19 protein-coding genes and 1 tRNA gene are annotated in these 17,104 nt (G+C 63.8%); 6 read left to right on the forward strand and 14 right to left on the reverse strand.

Annotated elements, in window-relative coordinates; all coding sequences use genetic code 11:
* The first annotated feature begins 9 nt into the window (after positions 1 to 9).
* Positions 10 to 633 carry a thiamine phosphate synthase gene (locus DL237_RS00775; protein WP_119397107.1) on the forward strand — a complete coding sequence of 208 codons (624 nt, stop codon included), beginning with the start codon at positions 10 to 12 and terminating at the stop codon, positions 631 to 633.
* On the opposite strand, the gene DL237_RS00780 is transcribed toward DL237_RS00775, so the two are convergent.
* The 3 genes from DL237_RS00780 to DL237_RS00790 form a co-directional block, all read right to left on the reverse strand.
* Positions 623 to 1,459, reverse strand: a complete 837-nt coding sequence (locus DL237_RS00780) for a lysophospholipid acyltransferase family protein (RefSeq protein ID WP_119397108.1) — start codon at positions 1,457 to 1,459, stop codon at positions 623 to 625. The two genes, DL237_RS00775 and DL237_RS00780, sit on opposite strands and share 11 nt — an antisense overlap.
* A complete protein-coding gene (locus DL237_RS00785; protein ID WP_119397109.1) occupies positions 1,456 to 2,241 on the reverse strand; it encodes a GNAT family N-acetyltransferase in 786 nt (261 codons plus the stop codon). Before DL237_RS00785 ends, DL237_RS00780 begins: the two co-directional genes overlap by 4 nt.
* Positions 2,242 to 2,435: 194 nt before the next feature.
* A complete protein-coding gene (locus DL237_RS00790; protein WP_119397110.1) occupies positions 2,436 to 2,627 on the reverse strand; it encodes a DUF3553 domain-containing protein in 192 nt (63 codons plus the stop codon).
* 39 nt (positions 2,628 to 2,666) lie between these two features.
* Between DL237_RS00790 and DL237_RS00795 the strand changes: the two genes are divergently transcribed.
* Positions 2,667 to 3,278 carry a histidine phosphotransferase family protein gene (locus DL237_RS00795; protein ID WP_233544815.1) on the forward strand — a complete coding sequence of 204 codons (612 nt, stop codon included), beginning with the start codon at positions 2,667 to 2,669 and terminating at the stop codon, positions 3,276 to 3,278.
* A gap of 115 nt (positions 3,279 to 3,393) precedes the next feature.
* On the opposite strand, the gene DL237_RS00800 is transcribed toward DL237_RS00795, so the two are convergent.
* From DL237_RS00800 to DL237_RS00835, 8 genes are all read right to left on the reverse strand, one after another.
* Positions 3,394 to 4,659 carry a glutamate-5-semialdehyde dehydrogenase gene (locus tag DL237_RS00800; protein ID WP_119397111.1) on the reverse strand — a complete coding sequence of 422 codons (1,266 nt, stop codon included), beginning with the start codon at positions 4,657 to 4,659 and terminating at the stop codon, positions 3,394 to 3,396.
* Positions 4,656 to 5,828 (reverse strand): glutamate 5-kinase, encoded by a 1,173-nt coding sequence (gene proB, locus DL237_RS00805; RefSeq protein WP_119397112.1) that lies wholly within the window; start codon positions 5,826 to 5,828, stop codon positions 4,656 to 4,658. Before proB ends, DL237_RS00800 begins: the two co-directional genes overlap by 4 nt.
* The gene (obgE, locus tag DL237_RS00810; protein WP_119397113.1) at positions 5,816 to 6,859 is read right to left on the reverse strand and encodes a GTPase ObgE; all 1,044 of its coding nucleotides are present in this window, start codon (positions 6,857 to 6,859) and stop codon (positions 5,816 to 5,818) included. Before obgE ends, proB begins: the two co-directional genes overlap by 13 nt.
* Positions 6,860 to 6,907: 48 nt before the next feature.
* The gene (locus DL237_RS00815; RefSeq protein ID WP_119397114.1) at positions 6,908 to 7,447 is read right to left on the reverse strand and encodes a GNAT family N-acetyltransferase; all 540 of its coding nucleotides are present in this window, start codon (positions 7,445 to 7,447) and stop codon (positions 6,908 to 6,910) included.
* 118 nt (positions 7,448 to 7,565) lie between these two features.
* Entirely contained in the window at positions 7,566 to 7,835 is a 270-nt protein-coding gene (gene rpmA / locus DL237_RS00820; RefSeq protein ID WP_119397115.1) for a 50S ribosomal protein L27, read from the reverse strand.
* A gap of 24 nt (positions 7,836 to 7,859) precedes the next feature.
* A complete protein-coding gene (locus DL237_RS00825) occupies positions 7,860 to 8,489 on the reverse strand; it encodes a 50S ribosomal protein L21 (RefSeq protein WP_119397116.1) in 630 nt (209 codons plus the stop codon).
* Between the two features lie 222 nt (positions 8,490 to 8,711).
* Positions 8,712 to 9,626, reverse strand: coding sequence for a hypothetical protein (locus DL237_RS00830; RefSeq protein WP_119397117.1), 915 nt, complete (start codon positions 9,624 to 9,626; stop codon positions 8,712 to 8,714).
* A gap of 3 nt (positions 9,627 to 9,629) precedes the next feature.
* Positions 9,630 to 10,529 carry a DUF2059 domain-containing protein gene (locus tag DL237_RS00835; protein ID WP_233544816.1) on the reverse strand — a complete coding sequence of 300 codons (900 nt, stop codon included), beginning with the start codon at positions 10,527 to 10,529 and terminating at the stop codon, positions 9,630 to 9,632.
* 195 nt (positions 10,530 to 10,724) lie between these two features.
* On the opposite strand from DL237_RS00835, the gene DL237_RS00840 reads away from it, so the two are divergent.
* Positions 10,725 to 10,814, forward strand: a tRNA-Ser gene (locus DL237_RS00840).
* A 314-nt stretch (positions 10,815 to 11,128) separates the two neighbouring features.
* Here DL237_RS00840 and pdxA read toward each other — a convergent pair.
* The 3 genes from pdxA to DL237_RS00855 all read right to left on the reverse strand — a co-directional run bounded on the left by pdxA (position 11,129) and on the right by DL237_RS00855 (position 14,133).
* Positions 11,129 to 12,127, reverse strand: coding sequence for a 4-hydroxythreonine-4-phosphate dehydrogenase PdxA (pdxA, locus tag DL237_RS00845; protein WP_119397331.1), 999 nt, complete (start codon positions 12,125 to 12,127; stop codon positions 11,129 to 11,131).
* A gap of 54 nt (positions 12,128 to 12,181) precedes the next feature.
* Complete coding sequence (locus tag DL237_RS00850; RefSeq protein WP_119397118.1) at positions 12,182 to 12,916, reverse strand: RlmE family RNA methyltransferase; 735 nt, start codon at positions 12,914 to 12,916, stop codon at positions 12,182 to 12,184.
* 104 nt (positions 12,917 to 13,020) lie between these two features.
* Positions 13,021 to 14,133, reverse strand: coding sequence for a Ppx/GppA phosphatase family protein (locus DL237_RS00855; protein WP_119397332.1), 1,113 nt, complete (start codon positions 14,131 to 14,133; stop codon positions 13,021 to 13,023).
* A gap of 180 nt (positions 14,134 to 14,313) precedes the next feature.
* On the opposite strand from DL237_RS00855, the gene DL237_RS00860 reads away from it, so the two are divergent.
* From DL237_RS00860 to DL237_RS00870, 3 genes are all read left to right on the forward strand, one after another.
* Positions 14,314 to 14,610 carry a virulence factor gene (locus tag DL237_RS00860; RefSeq protein WP_119397119.1) on the forward strand — a complete coding sequence of 99 codons (297 nt, stop codon included), beginning with the start codon at positions 14,314 to 14,316 and terminating at the stop codon, positions 14,608 to 14,610.
* Between the two features lie 48 nt (positions 14,611 to 14,658).
* Positions 14,659 to 15,588 (forward strand): methylenetetrahydrofolate reductase, encoded by a 930-nt coding sequence (locus DL237_RS00865; protein ID WP_119397120.1) that lies wholly within the window; start codon positions 14,659 to 14,661, stop codon positions 15,586 to 15,588.
* Positions 15,589 to 15,802: 214 nt separating this feature from the next.
* A complete protein-coding gene (locus DL237_RS00870) occupies positions 15,803 to 16,759 on the forward strand; it encodes a methyltetrahydrofolate cobalamin methyltransferase (RefSeq protein ID WP_119397121.1) in 957 nt (318 codons plus the stop codon).
* Positions 16,760 to 17,104: the final 345 nt, after the last annotated feature.

Raw genomic sequence — 17,104 nt, forward strand, 5'->3', positions numbered from 1 at the left:
GGATCGCCCATGTCCGAGGACGAGCAGCCGCAGATCTATCTGATCTCGCCACCCGATTTTGATCTTATGGACTTTCCCGACCGTCTGGCCGCCGTGCTCGACGCACGGGAAATTGCCTGCGTGCGTCTGGCCCTCGCCACGCATGACGAAGATCGCCTGTGTCGCGCAGCGGATGCGTTGCGCGAAGTGACCCATGCCCGCGACGTGGCGCTTGTGATCGACAGGCATATCCTGTTGGCCGAGCGCATGGGGCTCGATGGTGTCCACCTCGAAGACGGCGCGCGCTCGGTACGCAAGGCGCGCAAGGCGCTCGGCCCGGATGCGATCATCGGCGCCTATTGTGCCGCCTCGCGTCATGAGGGCATGAATGCCGGAGAAGCGGGTTGCGACTACATCAGCTTCGGCCCGGTTACCGAAACCGCCCTTGTCGACGGCGAGGTCGCGGATACCGAATTGTTCGAATGGTGGTCGCAGATGATCGAGCTGCCCGTGGTGGCAGAGGGCGGTCTAGATCCAAACATCATCGCGCTGTTGGCCCCGGTCACAGATTTCTTCGGCATCGGGGACGAGATCTGGCGCGAAGACGATTCCGTTGCGGCGCTCCACCGTCTGACGGCAGCCTTTACCGGCTGATCTGAAAATCCCACGGCATTCCCCCGCGTACTGCATCTTCGCAGGCGCGGGCCAATGCCTTGCGATCTGCGTGATCCGCGACCTTGATCGGTGCGTGGTAGATCACTTCGACCATCCCCTGACGGCGCGCGCCCAGCACTTTGGCCAGATGACCGGCAAAGCTCATGTCGCCCCACCACCCGTAAAATCGCGGATCGGCACCTTCGGGGGCGCGATAGATCACGCTTACGGGCTGCACTTGCATGCGATCGCGCAACGCGGGGTCGAAAAAGGCTCCGAACAGCGTTGATTTGAAGGGCAGAACGCGCCGACCATCGGTCGACGTCCCCTCGGGAAAGAACAACAGGTTATGCCCCGCCAGCAGCCGGTCGAAAAACAGCCGCTGCTGGACCTTCGCCTCACGGCGGTCCCGGTTGATGAACAAGGTGCCCGTCGCCCGGGCAAGCGTGCCGATGCCGGGCCAGCTGCGCACCTCGGCCTTTGAGACGAAAAAGACCCGCATCGGCGCCGAAAGCGTGAAAATATCCAGCCAGCTTGAGTGATTGACGACCACTGCCCCCGGTCCCTGCATCGGACTGCCGGTGCGACGCAGTCTTATACCACTTATCGCAAAGAACGCCTTGCACACTCCCTGCTGCAAGTACGGCGTGACTGGTCTGTTCAATCCGCAAAGAGGTCGCTCAAACAACCGCACCAGCAGAAGGACAATCAGCCCGATGAAGCAGATCAGGGCAAACGGCACGGCCCGCAGGCAGAAGATCACCCAACCGATCGCATCCAGCTTCGGTTCCTGCGGCTCTTGGTCGGATGTCCAGGTCTCGCTCACTGTCCGCCGCCTTGCGAACGGGTGTACAGCCGAGATTGCTTCTCGTTCAGCCGCGCCATGTCCAGCACCAGGCAGATATCGACCGTGTTGAACGCATGATCGACAAAGGCGCCTTCGCCGACGAAACCACCCAGCTTCAGGTATCCCTTGATCAAGGGCGGCACGGCCTTCATCGCCGCCACGCGATCCAGATCCGACTCGGCGATCTGGTCCATAGCCAGATAGCTCGATGGCTGCGCCCGCACCCGCAGATCGTCCGGCGCCAGATGGCGTGCGTGCAGCAGCGACAACGATGGTGCCAGTGCCGCAGTATCGGTCCCGTGAAAAGAAGCGACGCCGAACAGCACCTCGATGCCGCGGTCCGCGATATACTCCGACAGGGCATTCCACAGCTGAAACATCGCCTCCCCGCCGCGATAGTCGGGATGCAGACAGGACCGGCCAAGCTCCAGCAACTTGCGTCCCGACGCGGTCAGCACGCCAAGATCGTATTCGTCGGCGCTATAGAACTGGCCCATCTCTCGGGCGCGGTCATCCGTCAGCAACCGATAGACGCCGACCACCTGGTCGCGCAACGCGCCGGGCCGGGCATGGTCCAGCAACAGCAGATGATCGAAAAAGGGATCAAAACGGTCGCGCTCCAACTGGGCCGCGTGGTCCACCATCGCGCCCGTCCCGCCCAGTTCCTGCACGAAGACGCGATAACGCAGGTGTTGCGCGGCGGCCAGTTCTTCGGCGCTGCGCGCCAGCCGGGTCTCGAACTGCGGGGGGGCGAAGGTCATGCGCGGGCTCGGATCCTTGGCGGTGCTTGATCGGGGCGATGGCGCATCACACCTGTGGCGCGCCCGGCTATCGCTCCGATCCAACGGGTCGGTGGCGTTTTATGAGACAGCGCCGGTTCATGCAAGCCAGCTGGCGCGCCTCTCAGGGCGCAGTCTCGGCATAGCCGGAGGTTTGTTAACCAATCGTAAACCAATTACCGGGCTGACTGGTCGAACACCGGGATCAGATCCACTTGGGAGCCTTCTATGACAACTTTCCCTGCTTCGGGAAAATTTACCGTGATGCGACCGGCAATATTTGATTGCACCTGTCCGATGCCCCATTCTGGCAGAATCGGGTGGCGTACCCGCATCCCCGGTTCCAGCAGGTCGTTCAGTTCGCCCATGAATGCCCCTGTCCTTGTTTGTAAAAAGTTGAAAGGCCGATGACTGTGCATAATAGCCATCTCCTCGCCTCGCTGATAGGGTCCCGGATCTGCCACGATCTGATTTCCCCTGTCGGCGCCATCCAGAACGGTATCGAACTGCTCGCCCTCGAAGGCGCCGTGCGGGGGCCCGAAATGGTGCTCATCTCGGATTCGGTCAGCGCCGCCTCGGCCAAGATCAGGTTTCTCCGGGTCGCCTTCGGCCTTGCCGGACACGGCCAGAAGATCGGCCCGCCGGAGGTCACGTGCATCCTGGATGATCTCAGCCAATCTGGCCGCGTCACCTTCGACTGGACACCCCAAGGCAGCTTCGAACGCTCGGACATACAAGAAGTGTTTCTGGCCTTGCTCTGCCTGGAAAGCGCGATGCCGTTCGGCGGCACGATCACGGTGACCCGGCCCGACGACGCCGCCGTCGGATGGGAGGTTTCGGGTCCGGCGCAAACGGCGCGGCCAAGTCCGGCGGTTTGGGAAACGCTGAAAACCGGCGAGGGTGTTGATGCGGTCATGCCGGCGCATGTGCAATTCGCCCTGCTGCCAGCCCTGGTTCAGGAACGCTTTGGCAAGATCGGCCTGGTCGAGGCAGAAGACAGCCTGACCATCCAGTTCTGACCATTCAGTTCCGACCGGCGCGGCACCAGCTGCGGCGCGACTGTGGCCTTGCGTGAAAAAGGGGCGCCGGAGTTTCCTCCCCGCCCCTTCCTGCTCTTGCGCCAAACTGCGGTGATCAGCCGCGCAGGCTGCCGTTCCCCACGACAAGGTACTTGAAGCTGGTCAACTGCTCGGCGCCCACTGGCCCGCGCGCATGCATCTTGCCGGTGGCAATCCCGATTTCCGCGCCCATGCCGAACTCGCCCCCGTCAGCGAACTGGGTCGAGGCATTTCGCATCAGGATCGCACTGTCGAGCCGCTCGAAAAAGCGTGCTGCAACCGCGTCATCTGCCGTGACGATGGCATCGGTATGGTTCGATCCATAGCGCCGGATATGCGCGATTGCCTCGTCGACCCCGTCAACCAACTTCGCCGCGCAGATCATGTCCAGGAACTCCTGGCCGAAATCATCGTCTGCCGCTGGCGTAACGCCCTCAATCTCGCTCAGTGGGCCCGCACCGCGCACCTCCACACCTGCCCGCAACAGCGCCTCGACCACCAGGTCGCCATGTGCCGCGCGGAACGCCTGATCAATCAACAGACATTCCATCGAACCGCAAATCCCGGTCCGCCGCGTCTTTGCGTTCAGCACGATTTCCAATGCCATCACCGGGTCGGCATCGGCTCCGATATAGATATGGCAGATCCCCTCCAGGTGGGCGAACACCGGGACACGCGCCTCGCGTTGAACCAAGCCGACAAGGCCCTTGCCACCACGCGGCACGATCACGTCGATATAGCCGGTCATGGTCAGCATTTCGCTGACCGCCCCGCGATCCCGCGTCGGCACCAGTTGGATCGCCGTTTCGGGCAATCCGGCGGATACCAACCCTTCGACCAGACACCTGTGTATCATCGACGAGGAATGAAAGCTCTCCGATCCGCCACGCAGAATCACCGCATTGCCCGATTTAAGGCACAGGGCGCCAGCATCCGCAGTCACGTTCGGGCGGCTTTCATAGATCACCCCGATCACCCCCAAAGGCGTACGCACCCGGCTGATATGCAAACCCGTCGGCATGTCCCATTCGGTCAGCACCTCGCCAACGGGATCGCGTTGTTCGGCAATCGCGCGCAGGCTGTCGATGATGCCCTGAACGCGGTCCTCGTCCAGCTTCAGCCGGTCCATCATGGCCGGGCTCAGCCCCTTTTCAGCGCCATACGCCATGTCACGCGCATTCGCCTCGAGAATGGCCGACACATTGCGCTGCACCGCTTCTGCGGCCCCGATCAGGGCGGCATGTTTGCGTTCGGCAGTGGCAAAGGCCAGTTCTGCGGCGGCGGCCTTGGCTGCACGTCCGATCCCGGCCATCAGGCCCTGAACGTCCTCAACATCCTTCATATCGTCTCTCCCGTCCCCAAACTCTCACCCTGTGCGGCCGATTGACCGGGCAACGCGCGACTGCTCAGCACCATGTCATCGCGATGCACCAGCGCGGCACGACCCGGATAGCCCAGGATTGCCTCTATTTCCTGGCTGCGATGCCCGGCAAGGGCCTGCGCTTCGTCCAGCGTATAGCGCGTCAGGCCTTGCCCCAGGATATCGCCGCCGGGCCCGACAATCTCAACCGGATCGCCGCGCCCGAAACGTCCCGTCACCTGCGTCACGCCTGCCGGCAGCAGTGACCGTCCTTGTTCCAACGCCCGCACCGCGCCGGCATCAACCACGATCTGCCCACGCGTCTTCATCGCGACGATCCAGCCCTTGCGGGCTGTCTGCGGATCCCCGACAGCGGTAAACCATGTGACCGGCGCGCCATCCTCAAGTGCTTTCAATGGGTTGGCTCGCGAGCCTAATGTGATCGCCATGGCGCATCCGGCGGATGTCGCAGTCTTGGCCGCCATCACCTTGGTCTTCATGCCACCCTTGGACAGACCCGACGCCGCATCGCCCGCCATCGCCTCGATCTCGGGCGTGATATGGTCGATCACATCCAGCCGGCGCGCGCGCGCGTCCAGGTTCGGGTTCGCCGTGTAGAGCCCATCCACGTCCGACAGCAGCACCAGCCGGTCCGCGCCCACCGTCACCGCGACCTGCGCGGCCAGACGGTCGTTGTCACCATAGCGGATCTCGTCCGTGGCGATGGTGTCGTTTTCGTTGACGATCGGCACCGCACCAAGGCTCAGCAGCTGGTCCAGCGTTGCGCGCGAATTCAGATAGCGGCGGCGGTTCTCGCTGTCCTCCAGCGTCACCAGCACCTGCGCCACGATGATGCCATGCGCCCCGAGCGCCTTGTCATAGGCCGCCGCCAGACCGATCTGACCAACGGCCGCCGCAGCCTGCGCCTGTTCCAGCGGCAACGCGCCAAGACCCAGTCCCAGCACACCACGGCCAAGCGCGATCGACCCCGACGACACCAGCACCACCTCGGTTCCCCGTGCGCGCAGCGCCGCCACATCTTCGGCCAACCCGGTCAGCCAGCTGTCGCGCAACCGCCCGGTGACGGAATCGACCAACAGGGCCGACCCGATTTTGACAACGACACGTTTTGCACCGTTCAGGGACGCCACGCCTCATCCTCCTCGGCCTCGTCACTCTTGCGCTCGCGCAGACGGTTGGCGTCGATTTTCGACCGCAAGGCGCGCAGAACCTCGGTCAATCCCTCACCCGACGCGCCCGACATGAACATCACCGGACCGCCCGTGACCTCCTCAAGGAATTCACGCTGCATCTCGCGCAGTTCGTCGTCGAGCGCGTCAATCTTGTTCAAGACGGTGATCCGCGGCTTGTCGGCCAACCCTTCGCCATAGGCGTTCAGCTCTCCGATGATGGTCTCGTAATCCTCGGCCACCTCATCCGCAGTGCCATCGACAAGGTGCAGCAAGACCGCGCAGCGCTCGACATGGCCCAGGAACATGTCGCCCAGCCCGCGCCCTTCGGAGGCGCCTTCGATCAGGCCGGGGATATCGGCGACGACGAATTCAACCCCGTCAACGCCGACAACGCCCAGGTTCGGGTGCAGCGTCGTGAACGGATAATCCGCCACCTTTGGCCGGGCGTTCGATGTCGCGGCCAGAAACGTCGACTTGCCCGCGTTCGGCAGCCCCAGCAGACCGACATCGGCAATCAGCTTCAGCCGCAGCCAGACCGTCCGTTCGATCGCATCCTGGCCGGGGTTGGCACGACGCGGGGCCTGGTTCACGGACGTCTTGAAGTGTGCGTTGCCAAAGCCGCCGTTGCCGCCCTTGGCCAGCATCACGCGCTGACCGACCTCGGTCATGTCCGCGATCACGGTCTCTTCGTCCTCATCCAGGATTTCGGTGCCGACAGGCACGCGCAGGATGATGTCTTCGCCATCGGCGCCGGTGCGCAGGTTGCCCATGCCACCCTGCCCGTTGCGGGCAAAAAAGTGTTGCTGGTAGCGGAAATCGATCAGCGTGTTCAGGCCATCGACGGCTTCGGCAATCACGTCACCGCCGCGCCCGCCGTTGCCGCCGTTCGGTCCACCGTATTCGATGAATTTCTCGCGCCGGAAGGAAATGCTGCCGTTGCCGCCAGCACCCGACCGGATATAGACCTTTGCGAGATCGAGGAATTTCATGTTCTCACTCCTGCCGCAAAGGTGCTCTAGCTCAGTGCACCGGACGGCTCAATCGAGTTTTCGTATATAGGTCCACGTCGCCACTGTCGCGGCGCGGGCCACCGAATAGGTTTCGGCGTCGCCCACGTATTCGAAACCGTTCTTGGTCAAAACGCGGGCGGATGCCGGATTGTCCTGAAAGACGCTGCCAAAGATCGACCGGTCTGCCAGCGGGTTGGCCTGCACAAGCGCCGTCACCGCCGCCGATGCCACGCTGGCATTCCACCAGGCAGGTGCCACCCAATAGCCGATTTCGGATTGCGCCGTGTCAATCCGTTTCAGGCTGATGATGCCTTTCAGCTCGGCACCGCCGACACGGCTCGAATCCATCGCCCAGATCACCTCGTGCGGGTTCGGGGCCATGGCGCGCGCGATAAAGGCCTGCGTCGTGCCCGGCGGCAGCGGATGCGGGATCGAGGTGGTCATCTTTGCCACGCGTTCATCCGCCGCATACATGCCGATCAGTCCCGCGTCGGAAATCCGCAGCGGGCGCAGGTCGAGGCCATCGGCCTCGATCACCGGCTGGGCGATCATCATGTCGTCATTCATGTGGTGTTCCTCCTGCTGAGGGTCGATAACGGGGGTCTCCCGTATCGCCACCGAAAACGGCGAAGGGGACCGGCGCGATTGCCAATCCCCTTCTTGTCATCTTCTGATGAAGGTCGGCTTACTCAGCGGCCTCGGCCACTGGCATGACCGAAATGAAGGTGCGACCCTTCAGTCCCTTGCGGAACTCGACGTTGCCTTCGACGGTTGCAAAGATCGTGTGATCCTTGCCGATGCCGACGCCCGCACCCGGATACCATTTGGTACCGCGCTGACGCGCCAGGATGTTGCCGGGGATAACGGCTTCGCCGCCGTACTTCTTGATACCGAGGCGGCGACCGGCAGAGTCGCGACCGTTGCGGGATGAGCCGCCAGCTTTCTTGTGTGCCATATCGGTGGTCTCCTTTTCCTGATCTTACTCGGCGAGGGCTTTGGCCTGATCGACCCAGCCTTCTTTTTCGATTTTGCCTTTCAGCGCCAGCTCTTCATCGATGCGGGCGATGTCGGCGTCGGTCCAGGCGGCGATCTGGGCAAAGCTGGTGATGCCAGCTTCGTTCAGCTTCGTGGCCATTGCGGGGCCAACGCCGGACAACTTCTTCAGATCGTCCGAGGCCTCGGCCGCGGCGGCAGGCGCTGCCTTTGCCTTGGCTTTCCCCTTGGCCGGAGCAGCAGCAGGTGCCGCCGAAACCGAACCCGAACCGATGGCGGCCTTGACGCCGGAATCATCTGCGCCCGAGGCCAGGATGTCCGTGACCTTGATCAGGGTCAGTTTCTGACGGTGACCCTTGGTGCGCTTGGACGAATGCTTACGACGACGCTTGACGAAGTGGATGACCTTCTCGCCCTTGATCTGTTCGACGACTTCGGCCTGCACGCCAGCGCCAGCCACGAAGGGCGCGCCAACGGTGACCGTGTCACCACCCAGCATCAGGATGTCGTTGAATTGGATCTTTTCACCAGCGTCAGCCGCCAGTTTTTCGACGCGCAGCAGGTCACCGGACTGGACCTTGTATTGCTTGCCGCCGGTCTTGAGAACCGCAAACATAGTGCTCTTCCTTTTCTGACGCGTCCTGCGGCCCCCTTGCGGAAGTTCGTGACCATGACGTCAGAGCGGTCTCTGACAGGTCGCCTTTGAACAGCGCGCCCGTCGCTGCGGGCGAAATTGAAATGCCCGGCAAGGCATATGCCCTCCGGGATGGGCGGCTTATCCTGTGTCAGGGCAGACTTGTCAAGCCCTGCAGGACCGCACGGCCCCGCCAATGCGCCCTCACAATTCCTCACCCGTCATGAGCGAGGAAATCGACAACCCGAGCGCGCGGTAGATGTCATTGTACAACACGCCGAAGCTGTCGAACAGAACCTGGTTCAGCAGCGTCCCCGCATCGGTTTGCGAAAGATCGACATAGGCCTCCAGGTCCGAACGCGCCACATCCCCGTAGGCGTGAAACAGGTACCCACGCAGCCAGCGCGCGGACTCCTCTCGCGTTGCCTCTTCCTGCTCCCAGACATCCGACAGGATCTGCCGGTCGTCGACGTCGTAACCGCCGCCGTCCACCAACCCGAGGTAAAAGTTGTAATTGGCCGTCAGGGCGCCGCTCACGTTCCGCTCGATCAGGTCGTTCGCCGCGATATATGCCTCGACCAGCTTCGCAAGCTCGGGGTCAGCCCCTGCGATCTCGGGTGCACGCGCCTCCGCCTCGGTCTCGACGGTGTTATCCAGAAAGGCCCGCCGCGCCGTCAGTTCGGCGGCAACAAGGCGGGGTCCGGGACCGTCGCGGAAAAACCTGATCAGTTGCGTCATTTCCTGGTCGGAGGCCAGATCCAGCAGGCCGCTCACAAAGGCCTCGCGCATGATCTCGTCCATCGCGGACACGTCATAGATTCGCTGCACCACCGCATCAAACCCAAGCGCGACACGGTTCGGAAAGTATTCCTCGCCCATGTCAGCGCCCAGTTTCAGACCTTCCTCGCGCATCACGCCCAAAAGGTCCGGCATCGCCATCAGGTCATAGAGCGTCTCTGCCCGCCCCGCCCCGGGGCCGTCGGTCCGCGCCTGCGCGCCGGCCGGCATCACCCACATCAGCGATACCATCATCAGCAGTGTCAGAGGCCGCGCAAACATCCGGCGCACGGCCCCCCGCCCGCTGACTGTCGCGCCCCTGCCGGCCGCGGCCCATGTCATCGCCTACAGATCCTGCGACGGCTGAATACCATGCAGACGCGACGCGACCTCTTCGAACCGGTTCGCCATGATCTCGTACTGAACGGCATTCATCAGTTCATAGACCCTCTGCATTCCCGGCTGTTCCAGCGCCTCGGCATAGGTCGTCAGCTCCTGCGTGGTGAAATCGCGATAGGTGTAGGCCGAATTCGCCAGCGCCTGTGCCTTGTTCGCATCGCGCATCGCCTCGGCCTGTGTCAGCAGCGATTGCCGCAGCGCCTCGTCATCCACCTTGAACTCGATCACCCCGGCATCCCGCGCCGCAGTCAGGAACCGGAACTGGATCTCGACGATCGAGCGTTCGGAACTGTCCGAGCTGTCGACAGCGCGGTTCAACCGGTCCAGCACCGCGATCCGATCGGTCTCACCCTCGTTCAGGATGCGATCCAGCTCTGCCGCGGCGTTCTCCGCCCGGTCGGCGCGCTCCGCCAGGTGCGACGTGTTCTCGGTCTCAACCAGACGCTTTCCCAGCTCGGAACCATAGAAATCCTGCGCGACCTCGAGGTCTTCCTCGGTGATGGTCTTTTCCAGGATGTCCAGGCCCATGTCCTGCATCGTCTTCACATCGAACACGTCCTTCGTCAGGATCGTCCAGGTCGTTGCGAAATCCGATCCCTCAAGCCCCAGCATCTGCGGCCCGCCCGCCGCCGACAGCTTGATGCTCTCCAGCGCCACATCGAATCCGGTGACTTGCAAGAACGCTTCCAGGTCTTCGCGGTTGGCCGCACGCCCGGGCACCGCCATGGCCGCCAGCAGCACCAGCGCGCTCAGCGCCATTGTCAGCGCGGTCGCGGCGCGTCGCAGTCCCGTCATGGGCACCGCGTGCTGCACCCGTGCCTCTGCCGCCGTATACATCGTCATCATTTACTCTCCCCGAATGGGCCACATCAACGCCAGGGCCGCTTTCCTGCACCCGCCCCACCGGCACCTGAACCACAGGCAGGCCACGGGCGCGTCGGCCTCGATTACAGAGCCTAGGGTAAATACATTCCCCCGCAATGCAAAACGCCTCTTGCACCCTCAGCCAATCGTGTTTAAACGGCGCTCCACGATCCCCGCGGAGAGGTGCCGGAGTGGTCGAACGGGGCGGTCTCGAAAACCGTTGAGCGTGCAAGCGTTCCCAGGGTTCGAATCCCTGTCTCTCCGCCACTTTCCTCATTGAGGAAAGTTCTTTCAAGAAAATCAGTCGCTTGGCCTTATCCCCTGTGGGGGAGCCAACCGGTTGATTTCCTGAAGATCGGCTTTCATTTCACTGATCCCGACCGGACATCAGCCTTCTCGGCATCAGAACCGATGCGCGCCGCTGCGCCGGGCGCCGGCGTTTTCTGGCCGACGCGCTGCCACTACGCTGCCCGGATCCGCGCCACAGCCCACCCGTCACATCACGCGGCCATCAATACTTCGGGATAACGCCGCACAGACAGGCGTGACGGGCCCGTCACAGCCGCTCATCGCAGGCCCCCTCAGCGGCGCTCGGCCGCCATGGTTGCCGCATGACGCAGCGCCAGCATCATTGACGCGGGATCAGCCACGCCCTGCCCGGCAATGTCGAAGGCCGTGCCATGGTCGGGCGAGGTACGCACGAAGGGCAGGCCCAGCGTGATATTCACCCCCTGCTCCAATCCGAGGTATTTCACCGGAATCAGCCCCTGGTCGTGGTATTGCGCCACCACCACGTCGAACTGGCCCTTGCGGGCCTGCATGAAAACGGTATCGCCGGGCCAGGGTCCGCTGACGTCCATTCCCTCGGCTCGCGCTGCCGCGATGGCTGGCGCGATGATCTCGATCTCTTCCCGCCCGAACAACCCGCCTTCGCCCGCATGTGGGTTCAGGCCGGCCACGGCGATGCGCGGCGCGGCGATTCCGAAGGCCTGGCATCCCTGGTGCGCCAGCCGGATTGCGCGCATGTTCGCATCATGGTTCGCCATTCCGATGGCATCGCGCAACGACACGTGGATCGTCACAAGCACGGTTCGGATCACGTCATTGGCCAGCATCATCGCCACTTCGACACCACCGGCATAGTGCGCCAGCATCTCTGTGTGGCCCGGAAACGGAACCCCTGCGGCAGACAATGCCTCCTTGTGGATGGGCGCGGTCACGATGCCCCCCACCTGGCCCGCCATCGCCGCGTCGATGGCCGCCCGGATCGCACCGAAGGCCGCCTGCCCGGCGTCCTGCGACACGGCACCATAAGGCACCGGCGTGACCATCGCCGCGCCGGTTTCGACCAACCGCAGATGCCGCCCGGACAGGGCCGGCTCCTCCGGGTGCGAAACGATCTGAAGGACATGATCCGGTGCCACCAGCGCGCGTGCCCGCTCGGCCACGACGTGCGGCCCGTACAGGACGCAATCCGGTGCATCCGGCGCGATCACCGCGCGCAGGGCAATTTCAGGTCCGATCCCGGCGGGATCGCCAAGGGTCACGGCAAGCGGGGCTGGGCGGTTGTCTGCTATCATGCGCCGCACCATACTCGCTCGCCGCGCGGCGAAAAGCCCCTTCGGCGCTGTCGCTCAGCTCTCGTCGTCGGCGCGTCCGCGAAACCCGGTGGCCACGACGAACTTCTCGGACGAATCCGACCGCGACGACGGCGGCTTCATGTTGGCAACCTTGGTGAATTTCTGTTTCAGCAGCTTTTGCAACTCGCCCTCGGCGCCACCGGCCAGAACCTTGGCGACAAAGGTGCCGCCATCCTCCAGAACGTCGAACGCCAGATAGGCCGCGGCCTCGCACAGCGCGATGATGCGCAGGTGGTCGGTCTGCTTGTGCCCCGAGGAAGAGGCCGCCATGTCGCTCATCACCACGTCGGCGCGCCCGCCCAGCCATTCCTTGACCCGCAGATCGGCGTCATCGCTCATGAAATCCAGCTGATAGACCTCGGCACCGGGAATCGGGTCGACCTCCTGCAGGTCCACCCCGATGATCTGCCCCACGGCCTTGCCGCTCTTTTCGCCGAGGGCGTTGATCCGGGGCACCGCCACCTGAATCCAGCCCCCCGGTGCACAGCCCAGATCCAGCACCCGCGCGCCCGGTACCAGAAAGCGGAACTTGTCGTCCAGCTCCATGATCTTGAACGCCGCCCGCCCGCGATACCCCTCGGCCTTGGCGCGCACGACGTAGGGGTCGTTCAACTGCCGCTGCAACCACCGGGTCGAAGACAGCGTGCGCCCGCGCGCGGTCTTGACCTTGACGGTCAGATCCCGCTGACCCCGCCCCGAGGTATTCTTTCCGGTAGGTTTCTTCACCACGGCATCCTCGTCATCTTGTCCTAAACCCTTCGGAAGGGCCGCGCATCGCACGGCAGGGCAATGCCCCAAACTCCAAGCGGCCCCGATAGCGCACTTCCGCCGTCTCAGAAAGGCCCATCCTCCAAAACCCCGTCCGCCGACATCTGTGCATAGAGCAGCCCTTCGCGCAGACCACGGTCCGCAACGCTCAGCCGGTCCGTGGGCCAGCAGCGCAGCAGCGCCTGCAGGATGGCCGAACCGGACATGATCAGCGCCTGGCGATCCTGGCCGATGCGCGGATCACGGCGGCGTCCCTCCTGCCCCAGCTCCAGGTAGCCCCGGATCACCTTGTCGATCTGATCCGATGTCATGCGCAGCCCGTCGACCTTGGTGCGGTCGTAACGCTTCAGCCCCAGATGGCTCGCCGCGACGGTCGTGACGGTGCCGCTGGTGCCGACGATCTGAAACCCCTCGCGGGCCTGCTCGTCCTTGTAGGGCGCGAATTCCGCCAGGCTCTCCTCGAAAAACCACGACATCAGCGCAAAGCGCGCCGAATCGTCCTCGACGTCGCGAAACTGGTCGCGCAGCGTCGCCACGCCCAGCGGTACCGAAATCCAGTCCACCACCTTTGCGGCGGGAAACGGGCTCTCGGCGGGGTGGAAACCAGCGTGCAGGCGCATGATGGCGCGCGGACGCTCGCGGTGCGGCACACTGGTCAGATCGATCCAGACCAGTTCGGTCGACCCACCCCCGATATCCACCACCAGCAGTTGGTCGGTACGCGTGCTGACCAGCGGCGCACAGGAAATCACCGCCAGACGCGCTTCTTCCTCCGGCTCGATGATTTCCAGCTTCAGCCCGGTCTCGCGCCGCACCTGCTGGATGAATCCCGCACCATTGGTCGCACGCCGACAGGCTTCGGTCGCCACCAGCCGCATCCGCGTCACCCTGTGTCGCTTCAGCTTCTGCTGACAAATCCGCATCGCCTGGATGGTCCGTGCCATCGACGATCGAGACAGCCTCCCCGATTGCTCCAGCCCGGACCCGAGCTGAACCGACTTCGAAAAGCTGTCGACCACATGAAACTGGCTGCCCTTGGGCTGGGCAATCAACATGCGGCAACTGTTCGTTCCCAGATCCAGCGCAGCATAAAGCTCCGACGGATCAGGGGTCTGGGGCGCGGGGCTTTCGACCGGCTTCGGGAATGCGCCCGCACCTTTGGGACGCCTGGGCGCCATGGTCGCGCCCTCCATATATCGTGTTGTCTATCAAACTAAACCTTCGACACCCACCGTGCAAGGCGCTTCACGCAGATGCCATCCGGCACCGCTTGCGCAGGCTGCGCCGATCTGGTGACTATGTGCCCCGAACACCCCCGGTCCCGGCCCCTGCCCGGCCCCGCAAAAGGAACCACCATCATGCCCGACGTCACCATCGTCTATTGGCGCGACATTCCCGCCCAGGTCATCGTCGGCAAGGGCCGCCGCGCCTCCAAGGCCGTCCTGCCGGAACGTTTCGAACAGGCCATCGACCGCGCCGCGATGAAGACCGGCGCGGCGGAAACCGACGCCTACCTGGCTGAATGGCGCAAGGGCGACCCCTATCCTGTCGAAGGTGACGCGCAAGAGGTCGCTTCCAGCGAAATCGCCCGCCTCGATGCAGAGTACGATCAGGACAGGCTGAAGACCCTGATCGCCGGTGACGGCTGGGCCTGAGGTCCCCCTCAGCGGGTTTACCCGCCCGGTTATCGGAGATCCGTTCGCATGAGCCTGCTTCCCTTCCGCCGCAAATCGGCCTCGTCCGACACCGCAGTCCCGGTTCTGGACGGCATCCTGGCGGGGTACTCGATCGAGGTCATGCCCCGTACCGCGGAAAAGATCTCCGACTTCCGCGCGCTTCTGCCGAAGGGCACCCGCGTCTACATCGCCCATATTGACGGCACCCCGATCGAGGACATGGTCGCAACCGCGAAACGGCTGGCCGGCGAAGGCTTCGACGTCATGCCGCACTTTCCCGCGCGCATCATCCGGGACCGGGCCACGCTGGCCGACTGGATCGCGCGCTACCAGGGCGAAGCCGACGTGCACCAGGCCCTGTTGCTCGGCGGTGGCGTCTCCACGCCTCACGGTGACTTCGACAACTCGATGCAGCTGATCGAAACCGGTCTGTTCGACCGCGCGGGTTTCACCCACCTGCATGTCGCCGGTCACCCCGAAGGCAATCGCGACATCGACCCCGACGGCAGCGATGCCATGGTGATGCAGGCCCTGCACTGGAAACAGGCGTTCAGCAACCGGACCGATGCGCGCATGGCCATGGCGACGCAATTCGCCTTCGAGGCCGCGCCGGTCATCGCATGGGCCGAACGGCTCCGCGCCGAAGGGATCACCCTGCCGATCCACCTCGGCATCGCCGGACCCGCCAAGCTGCAAACGCTGATCCGCTTTGCCATTGCCTGTGGGGTCGGCCCGTCGCTGAAGGTCCTGCAAAAGCGTGCGCTGGACGTGACAAAGCTGTTGCTGCCGTATGAACCGACCGAAATCCTGTCGGACCTCGCCGCGCATCGCAGCAGCCACCCCGACAGCCTGATCGAACAGATCCACCTGTTTCCCCTCGGTGGCATCAAGATCGCCGCGCAGTTTGCCATCGACCATGGCGGTCCGGCGACGCTGCCGGCCCTCGCCCAGGCCTGACCGCCTACTCCGCCGCCACCGATACCGATACCGATACCGACGTGTGCCGCGCCCTCCGGCGCCGCGCAGCCCGCGCCATCGTTCACCTTTTCATGGGGCCTGATCCCCGATAGGTCTGTTGTTCCGTCGGCGGCTGCGGCGCGACCAGCTTGCACCGACACGATACCGACGTCATACCGACACGGGTACCGACGCTGTTTTTGAAGGATCTTACATGACCCGCACCGTTCTTGAATCCGCATCCAAGACCGTGACCATCGGCTTTGACGAGCCCTTCTGCGTCATCGGTGAGCGCATCAATCCCACTGGCCGCAAGAAGCTCGCCGCCGAGCTTGAGGCGGGGGATTACTCCACCGTGGAACTCGACGCCCTTGCCCAGGTCGCCTGCGGTGCCGCCGTGCTCGATGTGAACGCCGGTGTGGTCTACAACTCCAACCCCAATCCGAATGAAACCGAACCACCGCTGATGCGTGCGGTTATCGAGCTTGTTCAAGGGCTTGTGGACGTTCCTCTCTGCATCGACAGCTCGGTTCCCGCCGCGCTTGAGGCCGGTCTCGCCGCCGCGAACGGGCGCCCTCTCGTCAACTCCGTGACGGGCGAGGAAGAACGCCTTGAGCTGGTGCTGCCGCTGATCAAGAAATACAACGTGCCCGTCGTCGCCATCTCCAACGATGATACCGGCATTTCCGAAGATCCCGAGGTGCGGTTTGCCGTCGCCAAGAAGATTGTCGAACGCGCTGCCGATTTCGGTATCCCCGCCCACGACATTGTCGTCGATCCGCTGGTCATGCCCATCGGCGCCATGGCCACTGCCGGGCACCAAGTCTTTGCCCTGGTTCGGAAATTGCGCGAGGAACTGGGTGTGAACACGACCTGTGGTGCCTCCAACATCTCCTTCGGCCTGCCGAATCGTCATGGCGTCAATGCCGCCTTCCTGCCGATGGCGATTGCGTCCGGCATGACCTCGGCCATCATGAATCCGCTGCGTCAGCCAGAGATGGAGGCAGTCAAGGCCGCCAACCTGCTGATGAACAACGATGCCAATGGCGGTGAATGGATCCGCTTTGCCCGCGTCGTCGATGCCATCAAGGAAGGGGCGACCTTCGAGGAAGCCGCCAAGGCCTCCGCGGCCGCCGGTACGGGGCGCGCCGGGCGTCGTCGCCGTCGCTGACAGCACGCGGATCAGCGCGCAACCTCTTGACAACAATTGATGAAATCCCGCCGCGCCCTTTACTGGGGCGCGGCTTTTTTCGGGCTGCTTCGGGGGATCGGCCGGGTAGTCTCGGCGGCCGTTTCATGTCGCTCGGTTGATCGCTCCAATTGAAGACAAATACAAATCCGGCGCGCCGTGCCGCCGCAGGTCCCGCGTATTTCCGGCTTTGGATCATGCTTCGAGATCGACCCCGGCCGACCTCCGGGCAGGCTCCCCCCGGCGATCACCCCTTGCCCAAAATGCGCTCTAGGCCGCTGATAATGCACATGAACACAGTGCCCGCGCCGCGCGCACCCTCTGCCA

This window comes from Pseudooceanicola sediminis, assembly GCF_003575965.1.
In the GTDB taxonomy this organism is placed as follows: domain Bacteria; phylum Pseudomonadota; class Alphaproteobacteria; order Rhodobacterales; family Rhodobacteraceae; genus Pseudooceanicola; species Pseudooceanicola sediminis.